Source organism: Leisingera sp. CC-HEC096, assembly GCF_059429235.1.
Genome location: NZ_JCAIJS010000005.1, coordinates 38057 through 49498, shown reverse-complemented (window position 1 = coordinate 49498; position 11442 = coordinate 38057). Strand labels below are relative to the sequence as shown.

The window sequence follows — 11442 nt, the reverse complement described above, 5'->3', positions numbered from 1 at the left end:
CCCAGCCGCTGGCCGACACCGTCTCGGTTCTGCAGCGCGCGCCACCAGCTCTCGTTGTCCAGATACCATTGCACCGTCTTCTCCAGCCCCTCCTCCACCGTCACCGAGGGCCGCCAGCCCAGCTCCTGCCGGATGCGGGAGGGGTCGATCGCATAACGCGCGTCATGGCCCGGGCGGTCGGTCACAAAGGTGATCTGGTCCTTGTAAGGCTTCCCATCCGCGCGCGGCCGCCTTTCATCCAGAATGGCGCAGAGCGTCTGCACCAGCTCCAGATTGGTGCGCTCGTTTTCGCCCCCGATGTTGTAGGACCGCCCCAGTTCGCCCTTTTGCACCACCAAGAGCAGCGCATCCGCATGATCCTCCACATAGAGCCAGTCGCGCACGTTGGAGCCGTCGCCGTAGAGGGGCAGCGGCTTGCCCGCCAGCGCGTTCAGGATCACCACCGGGATCAGCTTTTCCGGGAAGTGATAGGGCCCGTAGTTGTTGGAGCAGTTGGTCAGCACCACCGGCAGCCCGTAGGTCTCGTGCCAGGCCCGGACCAGATGGTCGCTGGCGGCCTTGGAGGCCGAATAGGGCGAGCGCGGATCGTATGCCGTCTCCTCAGTAAACATCACCGCCGGGTCCGCAGGCAGGCTGCCATAGACCTCGTCCGTTGAGATGTGATGGAAACGGAACCCCTCCGGCCTGCCCGCCTGTTCCCAGTATTTCCGCGCCGCTTCCAGCATCTGATAGGTGCCGGTGATATTGGTTTCGATGAAATCGCCCGGCCCGTCGATCGAGCGGTCGACATGGCTTTCGGCGGCCAGATGCATCACCGCATCCGGGCGGTGGCGGGCAAAAACAGTGTCTAATGCGGCCCGGTCGCGGATATCGGCCTGCTCAAAGGCATAGGCCGGGCTTTCCGCCACGCTGGCCACATTGTCCAGGCAGGCGGCATAGGTCAGCGCATCCAGGTTCACCACCTGATGGCCGCGGGCGACCGCCAGCCGCACCACCGCAGAGCCGATGAACCCCGCCCCGCCTGTGACCAGCAGCTTCATCGCTTATCCCTCCCAGCTGAACGGGCTGTCGAAATCCGCCAGGGCAGGCGCCGCGGCGTCCTTCTCCGACAGGATGGGGCTGCCCTCAAATCCCCAGTCGATGCCGCAGCTGTCCCAGGCCACCGCGCCGTCGCACTCCAGCGCATAATAATCGGTGCATTTGTAGATCACCTCGGTCTCCGGCACCCGGGTGAGGAAGCCGTGCAGGAACCCCTTGGGCACCAGCAGCTGCTTGCCGTTCTCCGCCGTCAGCTCAATCCCGAACCATTTCCCATAGGCGGGCGAGCCCTTGCGGATATCCACCGCCACATCGAACAGCGCGCCGCGGCCGCAGCGCACCAGCTTGTCCTGGGCAGCGGGAGGCGCCTGGAAATGCAGGCCGCGCAGGGTGCCCGCCTGCACCGACAGCGAATGGTTGTCCTGCACGAAATCCAGATCAAGGCCCGCGTCCTGCATCCGCCGCCGGTTCCAGCTTTCGCTGAAAAAGCCGCGGGCATCGCCAAAGCGGGCAGGCGTCAGCACTTTCAGCCCCGGCAGTCCGGTTTCTTCTATCTGCACGGCAATAACCTTGTCTAAAACATCATCTAAAATACCGGGACCAGCAGATAGTTTATTTTTGAAACGCTGAAAACCGTTGTGAGCATCCACATGCACGATTGCATCGAAAACTCAAGCAGACCGCCCAAAACCCATGCAGATACAACCTGCAGGTTCGGGCAACAGAAAGCATCGAAAGGCTCCATTTCCTGCTGCAAAGCGTTGCGGTTTTGCAGCTTGGTCATGCGTGGACAGTCATGAATCGCGGCGCCCCCCCTGCCAGGCAGACCGCTGACAGCCTGCCAGTGGCGTAAGCCCCTGTATCGATTGCAATCCGACCCTTCTGAGCTGCAGCCTCCCTGACGACAGTGTGGCCATGCACCACCCAGATCCCGTCCCGCCGCGGGGTGCGGAGGAAGTCCGGATGCCCCCAGACATGAACGTCTTCCGGTTGCCCGGCCGGCGCTGCATACGGGTCAGCTCCGGCGTGGGTTGTCAGCACATTACCCGACAGCACCGAGGCCTGCAGCCCAGCCACCCAAGCAATCAGCGTCTCTCCCATCGCCTGCCGCAGCCGGTCACGGCAATCGCGCAGTTCCTCCCCGGTCATCTGCGGCCGGGCGCCGCGGATGCCGAAGGAGGCCAAGGTCTGCAGCCCGCCATGCATAATCCAGCGCCCGCCCTCGCGGGCGGGATCCGCCAGGAAGCGGAGCAGCATGTCTTCGTGATTGCCCTTCAGGCAGGTCAGGCCCGGTTGCTCGCTCAGATGGCGCAGGACTTGGGCGCTCTGCCCGCCCCGGTCGATATAGTCCCCGGCCAGAATGGTCCGATGATCCTGCGGAACCTTTGCCAGCATCTGTTCCAGCAGCGCAAAGCAGCCATGCACATCCCCGATCACGCAAAGCGGCGCGTCGGGAGCAGGGTCCGGAAAGGGAGCGCGCCACCCGGCCCACTGGAACAAGGATGACAACACGATGAACAGCTCTCCCGGTGGCCTGCTGGATGCAGTAAGCCCCGACGTGGAGCCACGCGCCAGGGCATTTACAGTCAGGGACGTGATAACAACATGCCCGCAATGGGGCAAGCATACCCCTATCACTACGGCCGCCCATGATCTTGTGGAGGCGGATAGTCGGGTTGCGGGCCTCCGCGATGAAGTAAACCCTCAGCAGCTCGGCTTAGCAGTCAGCCATCACCCGGCTAAATAGCCGAAATCCTTTTGCACCAAGGTCATCGTGATTGTTCAGCCCCCATTTCTTGGATCTGACCGTTTGGATAAGTTATGGCTGTGGAGGTGACCGAGCTGGCTCAGAAACAATTTGCCTGCTCATGATTGTCCGTACTGGGGCGAACAAGCGCACTCATGCGGCGCGGCATGCGGGCACTCCCATATCAATAATTCTGCTGCCCTTCACCTTGTGGATCCCTGAAATCCGATTTCGTCCCTCTGCCAGGAACCAAGCCCGCAGGGGTTCCGGATAATGATTTGCAATCACTCGGCTAAAATAGTCGAAATCCTTTTTTGCCAAGCGCTGGCCATTACGCGAAGGACCGTGAAAGCCGAATGTGGTATCGGGATCAACGCAGGCGCCCGGCAGGCCGAGGAACATAGTGCAGGTGGAATAACAAACTTGGCCGCGTATCTCGACCCGCACGCCGCTGTGCTGCAGCTTTCTCAGCTCGATCAGCCGCTCATGCAGGAAGCCGCCGTGGTCGCTGCCCACGACATAGGTCTGCTGCGCTGCGGCCGCCTGCGGCTGCAGAACCGCCAATGCCAGGCCCGCAGTTGCAGCGGCTTTGGCCGCCTTGCCAATGACGGAACGGGTGCGCCCCAGCAGGGCTATTGCCGAAGATGCGATGTTCAGTGCCAGCATGGTCATATCTCCAAAGCGAAAGGCGGCGTTGGAGACTGATTAAAAAAAGGTTGCGGACGGACCGGGTTGAGGATGTGGCGAAAATGCGCGCTTTATCAATATTTTATTGTGCAAGATAGATAAATTGCACTAACCTTTTCCGCAGTTTTTCTCAATCAAGGTTGCTGCGTGCGGACCGTATGAACACGGGCTGAGACCGCCCCGCGGCTTTAAGCTGTAAGGCTGCGGGTCTCTGCCAAAGAGCCTGCGGCAGGCAATCTGCTGTACCGGTCAGGGCGATGCGGGGACAGGCCGGTGGTCTGCACGGTCCCGTCCCCCCTGCCCTGTCAGAGGTATTCCTTTTCCAGCAGCGCCACCGCATGTTCCAGGGTCTCGCCCAGGCCCCAGCCGTTTTCATCAGCCACCTTGTAGAAGGCTTCGATCGTTTCCGGCCGCGCCTTAATGTTGAACTGGGCGTTGCGGCCGGTGCGGCGGCGGCGCGGCTGCTTCGGGGCTGCGGCCGCAGGTTTGGGTTCTCGGCTCTGAAAACCGGTCGCCTCTGCCGCTGCCCTGGCGGTATCCGCCCTGGGGGCGGTTTTCGGTTTCGGGGTGAAGCTGCTCAGGTCGCCCAGGGCATCGCCGAAACCGAGGTCTGCACGGGACTTGCTCATCAGGCGGGCACCTCCTGCTTCAGCCGGGCCACCACTTCGCCGGCAAATTCGCGCGCGTTGATGCGGGCCTTTTCGACATTGCTGACCTGGGCGGGGTCAAGGTCAGCCAGGGTGCCGCCGTAGTCGAACAGATCGCGGTAGGCGGCACGCTCGACGATCGGCACCCGGCAGACCTCGATGCCATTGGCTGCCAGCTGCTCCTGCACGTTCTTCAGCGCCCGCGAGCGTACCGCGGCGCTGGTGCGGGTGAGCACCACGCAATGGGGAATGGCGCGCCGTGCCATCTTGGCCTGGTTGCTGATCAGCCGGATGGTCTTGGCCCCTCCCCTCGCATCCATCGACGAGCCCTGCGCCGGGATCAGCACCAGGTCCGACATCCCGATGGCATTGGCCACCATCAGGCTGGCGGTACCCTCCAGATCGACGATGACAAATTGCGCCCGGGCCGAAGCCTCCTCAATCTGGTCGACGATGCTTTCCTCGGTCACACCGCCAATGATGGTGATGCTGTCCGGCTTACCAGGCAGCGCCCCCCATTGCGAAATCCAGCGCTCGGGGTCGGCATCGATGAGGGTGACGCTGGCGCCGTTTTCCGCCAGCTGGGTGGCCAGTATCAGGGCTGTCGTGGTTTTACCCGCCCCGCCCTTGGGGTTTGCAAATGAAATAATCGGCATGTCTGCTCCGCCTCTTTTTTTTCAGAGTACCAGATAGCGGACAGATATCTATAGATATTTTATTGGTATCCGAAAGCTAACAGATATCTAGTTGGTACTATTTGCTGCAGATCATGCGGGAGCGTACAGGCGGCTTGGGATCATAATAGTACCAAAAAGAATTCTAGTAGCTATCTGATGTAGTTTACCTGGGGCTTCAGGCTGACGCTCTCAGGCAGATGGGAAGGCCCTTGATGCCCAGCAGCTATTACTACTGCTTGCCACGTCCAGGGCCCACACATCCAGCGAGGGCAGATCTGCTGCTTTTAGAGGTGGTACCTTCGAGATACGCGCTAGCTACCAGATATCTAACTGGTACCATAAATCCGCCGTTCCCTAGGGGTGCCCGCGTTTTGCGAACCAGTTGCGGCAAAATCCGGTGAAAGCCTTGCCTGCATTTTTGGGAGGCTCTAACCCGCCATTGTCCATCCAGTCGCGCCATGCCTGTTCCAGGAAGTAAACATCCCATCCCGGTGCGGCCTGCCTAGCGTCCTCGTAGGCGGCCGCGGGCAGAGATACGCCCGGGGCAGGGGAGGCAACAAGTTCGCTGCGCCCGTGCATGGTACCCTTGTTGACAAACACCACCTGCGCGCCGTCGAGGCGGATTGCATAATCTGGCATGTGGCTGAATTCGGCATCAGCGTTAGCTATACCCAGCACCAGGCGCTTGAACTCCCGGGCCGAGGAACTGGAGCCGCATTTTTTTTGCAGCAGCTCCAGACCGATCCTCCACTCGCCCTTGGCACCGCAATGCTTGCGCGCCAGCTCGTAGATCCGCCGCTCCAGGGGTTTGCGCAAGCGAAAATAATCCCGGTGCAGGGTCAGCACCTCATTGGAGCGGATCGCGTTGAACACCCAGTCCGACAGTTCAACTTCGACTTCCTGCATCCGCCCGTCGCGCGTCTGCCGGAGGATCTTGGCCCTGTCGATCAGGCCAAACACATCCAGCTGCTCCTCGCCGCCGGTGATGATGTTGGTGCTGATGGTGGTGCCGCGCAGCCGTTCCAGCGCCGCCTTCAGTCCCTCATATCCCTGGCCATTGGTCATACGGTTGGTCGCGGTCAGCAGGTCATAAGCCTTGAAACGCACTTTCGATGTAATCTCACGGCCTTCGTTAGCCGCCGCAATCAGCTGGCTGATGCAGTAGATCAAAATATCTCGGTCATGGATTGTAGCCAGTCCCAGAACGGAAGGGGTGATCTCGACAAAACGGTCCTTCAGCTCATAGCGGCGCTGGCGGCGGTCAGGTTTGGTGGAAAGCGAAAAAACCGGATGCTCCATTGAGGCCATGTCCCCCTTGGGGACGGCGTCGAAAATATCGCAGACAAAAAAATCCTGCGTGGGGTGCCGATCCGGCAGAAGGGGAGGGCGGTTGCCGCTCTGATCCATAAAATACACCTCTGGAACAAACCACTGATCTCAATGAAAAGTTCTATCTTTAAACACCGGCACCATACTTCGATATTTCACACACGGGCAAGAGCGTTTCGACATTTCACACACAGGCAGGCACGTTTCGATATTTCACACACGCTCTTTCGATATTTCACACACGCTCTTTCGATATTTCACACACAGAGTGCTCTGAATTTAACCTTGGATTCAGAGCGTTGAAGGGCAAAGAAAAGTCGTAACACCTATTTAACACTATTTAACACCTACAACGGCTTCACATCCTGTGGATAACTTTTCCACTCTGCTGCTTTCCGCCACGCCTGTCAGGCAGGACCGCGAATAATGGGAAGTATTGGAGAACTCTTCCATCTAGCCAGAAAAGCCGCGCGCCATCTGGCGGCGCCAGCCCGGCTGCAGGATTTCAAGGACTGCCGCGCTTTTCAAACCAGCTGAGACAGAATTTCAGAAAATGCGCGTCCGGACGCTTCGGCTCGATCTCCTCCTTGGCGCACCAGCCCCGCCATTCATGCTCGATGAAGCGCACGTCCCAGCCGGGAGCACTATGCCGCGCCGCATCATAGGTTTCAGGCTGCAGCGGCGGAATACTGTCCTCGCCTGCCCCGCCCGCCAGATTCAAAAGCGAAATGCGGGAGGTGAACACCACCAGGTCGCCATCGATGTCCACGTCGTAATCTGGGAGGTGGTGAAACGCCTTGTTCTCCTCAACGATTTTGCCGAGCAAGCGCTTGAATTCCTTGGAGGTGGAGTTCGAGCCGCATTTGTACTTCAGCTTTTCCAGCCCGATGCGCCAGCTCGCCTGCATGCCGCAATGCTTGCGGGCTATCTCATAAAGCCGCCGCTCCAAAGGCTTGCGCAGCCGGAAATAGTCACGGTGCAGGGTCAGCACCTCGCGATGCTGGATCGCGTTGTAGACCCAGTCCGACAGCTTCACTTCCACCTCCTGCATGCGCCCTTCGCGGGTCTCACGCACGATGCGGTAGCGTTCAATCAAGCCGAAGCCGTCCAGGACCTCCACATTGCCGGTGGTGATATTGGTCTCGATCCTAGTGCCGCTCAGCCGCTCGAAGGCAGCCCGCAGCTGCTCATAGCCGCGCCCATCCATCCCCCGATTGGTCGCCTTGAGCAGGTCATGCGCCCGAAACCGCAGGGTCTGACCCACCTCCTGGCCCTCGTTCAGCGCAGCCATGATCTGGGAAATGCAGAAGATCAGCACATCCCGGTCATGCACTGTTGCCAGCCCCTTCACCGAGGGCGTCACCTCGACAAAATTGCGCCCGTTCTCGAACCGCCGGATATTCTTGTCTGGTTTTGTCGAAATCGAAAAGATCGGGTGTTCCATTGAGGCCATGTCGCCCTTGGGCGCGGCATCGAAGATATCGCACACAAAGAAATCTCCCTGACGCATGCGGTCAGGCAGCAATGGAGATTTTGCTAACGTGTTATCACCCACCATACCGGCACAAAACGTGTTATCACACACCGAGTCAAGAGGGGACGTGTTATCACCCACCCAACGTGTTATCACACACCACCTAACGTGTTATCACACACCATCCAACGTGTTATCACACACCCGACCTGAAAATTTGTTGTTTCCCTGCAAAGTTTTAGAGGGCGTTTCCAAACCCGTAACACAGACTCTAACACCTATTTAACACCCAGAAATGGTTCGAGCCTGTGGATAACTCTTGCCGGGCCGCGGCTACAGCCCGGCCATTCCTGCATCCCACCAGGCTTTCTGGCACCGAGTGATGAACCAGCGCGTGAAATCTTTGCGAAGAAATCACCCCCAGGCTTGCCAGTGGCAGGGTCATTCTCTAGGACCGGGCTGCAACCGACCTTTGATCGAGTGCTTTAATCATGTTGATTACGCCCGTCCTCCTGTGCGGAGGTTCTGGAACCCGTTTGTGGCCCTTGTCGCGCAAGAGCTACCCCAAACAATTTGCGCCCATCATGGGCGAAGAAACCCTGTTTCAGGCCACCGCCCGCCGCTTGTCCGGTGCATCGGACAGCCTGCGGTTTGCTGCACCGATGGTGCTGACCAATTCCGGTTTCCGCTTCATCGTGACAGAACAACTGCAGGCGGCAGGTATCGATCCGGGCGCCATCCTGATCGAACCGGAAGGGCGTAATACCGCACCCGCAGTGCTGGCAGCCGCGCTGCGGGCCCATGCCGAAGATGAGAATGCGGTGCTGCTGGTGGCACCGTCGGACCATGTTGTGCCGGACACCACGGCCTTCCATGCAGCTGTCGCGCGCGGTCTTGAGGCAGTGGCCCGGGGCCAACTGGTGACCTTCGGGATCACACCCACCCATGCCGAGACCGGCTATGGCTATCTGGAGCTTGCTGCCGCAGTGGGGGCAGGGGACGCCGCCGTGCCGCTTAAGAAATTTGTGGAAAAACCGGACGCCGCCCGCGCCGCCGACATGCTGGCGTCCGGGAATTTCAAATGGAATGCCGGCATCTTCCTGTTCCGGGCTTCTGATATCCTGGCAGCCTTCAAGGCCTATGCGCCAGCGCTGATGGCGCCGGTGCAGGCGGCGCTGGATGAAGCCAGGCCCGACCTCGGCTTCCTGCGCCTGGCGCCGGAGCCTTGGGGCCGGGCCGAAGACATCTCCATCGACTATGCGGTGATGGAAAAGGCGGAGAACCTCTCGGTGGTGCCCTTTGATGCGGCCTGGTCAGATCTTGGCGGCTGGGACGCGGTCTGGCGTGAAAGCGGGCCGGATGCACAGGGTGTTGTCGCCGCCGCTGGCGCCACCGCAATCGACTGCCGCGACACGCTTCTGCGGTCGGACAGCGAGCAGTTGGAAATTGTCGGCATCGGGCTGGAGGGTATCATCGCGGTGGCAATGAACGACGCGGTGCTGGTTGCCGACAGGTCCCGCGTCCAGGATGTAAAAAAGGCCGTTGCCGTGCTGAAGCAAAAGGGCGCCGCCCAGGCCACCCAGTTTCCCAAGGACCACCGCCCTTGGGGCTGGTTCGAGAGCCTGGTTGTGAGTGACCGTTTCCAGGTCAAACGGATCCAGGTGCATCCCGGTGCGGCGCTGTCGCTGCAAAGCCATCTGCACCGCTCTGAGCACTGGATCGTGGTGAAGGGCACCGCAAAGATAACAGTGAACGACGAGGTGAAACTGGTAACCGAAAACGAAAGCGTCTATGTACCTCTTGGTGCTGTTCACCGGATGGAGAATCCGGGCAAGGTACCGATGGTGCTGATCGAAGTACAGACTGGGGCCTATCTAGGCGAAGATGACATCGTGCGCTACGAAGATGTTTATGCGCGGGAGTAATCCGGGGCTTGTCAGGGTTTGCACCACCGGTGGCATTTCTTCATGGCTTCAGCATGATCCCACCTCGTGAGAGGATCGGTAAAAAGTGGAAGAGAGCAATAAGGCGTTCTATCCTTAGTTGACCTGGGGCAGCGCTCAACTTTTGGTTCGTAAACATGAAGCTTTTCAAAATCTTTCTCGCGACAACTGCTCTCAGCGCAGTGACGGCCGCCTCTGCAAGCGCGTTGTCACTGAAATTCGACAGCTCGAGTATTTCATCCAATTCCCTCGCCTCCGGAGCTGCGGGGGAGGTGGATATGACATTCAGCGACGCCGGGGGGGCAGTTCGGGTCAGTGCGATTGTCAGGAACACCACTGGCATGATCAGCTTCGGGGCCGGTGCGACGAGAGGGAAGCTTACCGGGTTCGGGTTCGACCTGTTGCCCGGGGTGGCGTTTGCCGGAACTTTTACGTCCGGTTCTTTCCTGGACGAAACACTGCTGAACGCTGCGTTCAACCCTTTCGGATCCTTGGACCTGGCGTTTGCTGACAACTCCAATTTCCTGGGCGGCAATCCAAAGAAGGCTTTGCCAGAGGGCCGGCAGGATTCCTTTGCGTTTGCACTGGCCCCCGGAGGGTTTGGAGACGCAGCGGCGCTGGAAGCTGCATTTCAGAATGCTTTCGCGAGTGGCACACTTGATGCAGGATTGCGGTTTCAGCAAGTCAATGCCGGAGCTGGCAGTGACAAACTGCTGCTGGCGCCTCAGGTGTCTGCGGTGCCGCTTCCGGCAGCGGGCCTGCTGCTTGCTTTCGGCCTTGGGGCCCTGGCTTTGTTCCGCCGGCGGATGGCCCGTGCGGCCTGATCCGCATCGGGGGGGAGGCTGATTGGCACCAGGCCCTAAGTTTTTTGAGCTGCGTAGGAACGAGCTTTTGCATCCGCGGGCAGAAAGTTCCCGATGGGCTCGGGCAGGTGGAGATTGTGCCATTTGCAGACTTCCCGGAGCAATCCGGCCGCCTTGTCCAAAGCAGGGTTGGCGATATCGGCGGGGCGGATGATGTATACCGGATGTGAAAACTTAACGGCTTCCTCAACAATGCGGATCCGCCCTGTTTCAAGAGCAGCGCGCGCAGAGTTCAACTTGACATAGACCGCCCCGCCATTTGCGAGAACGTAATCAAAAGCGAGGAGGCCATGGTCAAAGCTAAGCGGGGTGCCTTGGAACTCCGGGTAGCTGCTCCGGAAGGACGCTGTGAAGGTTTCCCCCCAGTCTACATACACAAACCGCGGGTCTGTGACGGAGCGGATTGCGGGATCCGTCGTCACGAGCAGCAAACGCTCCTCAGCCACCAGGTCCGACCGTAAGCCATCCCTCTCCGGCGGGGCATGCATCAGGGCAGCATCAATCGAGCCTTCCGAGAAGCGGTTGATTAAGTCCGCAGGAATATCAATCTTGATGCGGAGCGCCGTATCAGCCATCTCGCGCCGCAACAGGCTGATCCAGGGGGGCATCCAGGTGGAGGCCAGGCTGACTTCTCCGCCAAGGGACAAGCTGAAGGCACACCCTTCCGGCACTGAGAGATCGGAGAGCATACGCTCCCCAAGCTGAACAAATGCGGGGGCCAGGCGCAGGAACTGCTCCCCTGAGCGGGTGAGTTTCGCACCGGCCTTGCTTCTGACCAGAAGCTGCTTTCCAAGAGTATCTTCAAGCTTCCTGATCCTGGCGCTGACGGTTGTCTGAGCGATGTTCAGACGCGCTGCAGCATGCCCGAAGCTGCCCGCCGAAGCCACTTCCAGAAAGGTCTTCACGACATCAGTGTCCATAAATCATACGCAATGTTTATCCAGCAACATCATTGTTCACATGCAGCGAGATAATTCGTTTTACTACCTGGAGGAAGGTGTGTAGTTAAAAATTTAGTAACCTTCGTAAAGATTTTT

General features: G+C 59.5%; 12 protein-coding genes. 2 read left to right on the top strand and 10 right to left on the bottom strand.

The annotated features are described in order from the left end of the window. From rfbB to AC5STI_RS20355, 9 genes are all read right to left on the bottom strand, one after another. Nucleotides 1-1040 (bottom strand): dTDP-glucose 4,6-dehydratase (gene rfbB / locus AC5STI_RS20395; RefSeq protein WP_495448092.1); only part of this gene is annotated, 1040 nt, incomplete at its 3' end. A gap of 3 nt (nt 1041-1043) precedes the next feature. Beyond that, the gene (gene rfbC / locus AC5STI_RS20390; protein ID WP_495448091.1) at nt 1044-1598 is read right to left on the bottom strand and encodes a dTDP-4-dehydrorhamnose 3,5-epimerase; all 555 of its coding nucleotides are present in this window, start codon (nt 1596-1598) and stop codon (nt 1044-1046) included. Nucleotides 1599-1624: 26 nt separating this feature from the next. Continuing rightward, nucleotides 1625-1822 (bottom strand): hypothetical protein, encoded by a 198-nt coding sequence (locus AC5STI_RS20385; RefSeq protein WP_495448090.1) that lies wholly within the window; start codon nt 1820-1822, stop codon nt 1625-1627. After that, the gene (locus tag AC5STI_RS20380) at nt 1819-2475 is read right to left on the bottom strand and encodes a metallophosphoesterase (RefSeq protein ID WP_495448089.1); all 657 of its coding nucleotides are present in this window, start codon (nt 2473-2475) and stop codon (nt 1819-1821) included. Before AC5STI_RS20380 ends, AC5STI_RS20385 begins: the two co-directional genes overlap by 4 nt. A 463-nt stretch (nt 2476-2938) precedes the next feature. Further along, nucleotides 2939-3451, bottom strand: coding sequence for a hypothetical protein (locus AC5STI_RS20375; protein ID WP_495448088.1), 513 nt, complete (start codon nt 3449-3451; stop codon nt 2939-2941). Between the two features lie 326 nt (nt 3452-3777). Beyond that, entirely contained in the window at nt 3778-4101 is a 324-nt protein-coding gene (locus AC5STI_RS20370) for a hypothetical protein (protein ID WP_495448087.1), read from the bottom strand. Beyond that, nucleotides 4101-4775, bottom strand: coding sequence for a division plane positioning ATPase MipZ (locus tag AC5STI_RS20365; protein ID WP_495448086.1), 675 nt, complete (start codon nt 4773-4775; stop codon nt 4101-4103). Before AC5STI_RS20365 ends, AC5STI_RS20370 begins: the two co-directional genes overlap by 1 nt. A 375-nt stretch (nt 4776-5150) precedes the next feature. Continuing rightward, nucleotides 5151-6203 (bottom strand): replication initiator protein A, encoded by a 1053-nt coding sequence (locus tag AC5STI_RS20360; protein WP_495448085.1) that lies wholly within the window; start codon nt 6201-6203, stop codon nt 5151-5153. A 427-nt stretch (nt 6204-6630) separates the two neighbouring features. Beyond that, a complete protein-coding gene (locus AC5STI_RS20355) occupies nt 6631-7635 on the bottom strand; it encodes a replication initiator protein A (RefSeq protein WP_495448084.1) in 1005 nt (334 codons plus the stop codon). A 455-nt stretch (nt 7636-8090) separates the two neighbouring features. On the opposite strand from AC5STI_RS20355, the gene AC5STI_RS20350 reads away from it, so the two are divergent. Both AC5STI_RS20350 and AC5STI_RS20345 read left to right on the top strand, forming a co-directional pair. Continuing rightward, entirely contained in the window at nt 8091-9524 is a 1434-nt protein-coding gene (locus AC5STI_RS20350; protein ID WP_495448083.1) for a mannose-1-phosphate guanylyltransferase/mannose-6-phosphate isomerase, read from the top strand. A 155-nt stretch (nt 9525-9679) separates the two neighbouring features. Then, nucleotides 9680-10366, top strand: a complete 687-nt coding sequence (locus AC5STI_RS20345; protein ID WP_495448082.1) for a VPLPA-CTERM sorting domain-containing protein — start codon at nt 9680-9682, stop codon at nt 10364-10366. Nucleotides 10367-10401: 35 nt separating this feature from the next. Here AC5STI_RS20345 and AC5STI_RS20340 read toward each other — a convergent pair whose 3' ends face one another. Further along, nucleotides 10402-11325 carry a LysR family transcriptional regulator gene (locus AC5STI_RS20340; RefSeq protein WP_495448081.1) on the bottom strand — a complete coding sequence of 308 codons (924 nt, stop codon included), beginning with the start codon at nt 11323-11325 and terminating at the stop codon, nt 10402-10404. Between the last annotated feature and the right edge of the window lie 117 nt (nt 11326-11442).

What these genes read in the sequence shown, in the direction of transcription:
- AC5STI_RS20385 (WP_495448090.1), bottom strand. Translation starts at nt 1,822, where the DNA reads ATGACCAAGCTGCAAAACCGCAACGCTTTGCAGCAGGAAATGGAGCCT.
- AC5STI_RS20375 (WP_495448088.1), bottom strand. Translation starts at nt 3,451, where the DNA reads ATGCTGGCACTGAACATCGCATCTTCGGCAATAGCCCTGCTGGGGCGC.
- AC5STI_RS20370 (WP_495448087.1), bottom strand. Translation starts at nt 4,101, where the DNA reads ATGAGCAAGTCCCGTGCAGACCTCGGTTTCGGCGATGCCCTGGGCGAC.
- AC5STI_RS20365 (WP_495448086.1), bottom strand. Translation starts at nt 4,775, where the DNA reads ATGCCGATTATTTCATTTGCAAACCCCAAGGGCGGGGCGGGTAAAACC.
- AC5STI_RS20360 (WP_495448085.1), bottom strand. Translation starts at nt 6,203, where the DNA reads ATGGATCAGAGCGGCAACCGCCCTCCCCTTCTGCCGGATCGGCACCCC.
- AC5STI_RS20355 (WP_495448084.1), bottom strand. Translation starts at nt 7,635, where the DNA reads ATGCGTCAGGGAGATTTCTTTGTGTGCGATATCTTCGATGCCGCGCCC.
- AC5STI_RS20350 (WP_495448083.1), top strand. Translation starts at nt 8,091, where the DNA reads ATGTTGATTACGCCCGTCCTCCTGTGCGGAGGTTCTGGAACCCGTTTG.
- AC5STI_RS20345 (WP_495448082.1), top strand. Translation starts at nt 9,680, where the DNA reads ATGAAGCTTTTCAAAATCTTTCTCGCGACAACTGCTCTCAGCGCAGTG.
- AC5STI_RS20340 (WP_495448081.1), bottom strand. Translation starts at nt 11,325, where the DNA reads ATGGACACTGATGTCGTGAAGACCTTTCTGGAAGTGGCTTCGGCGGGC.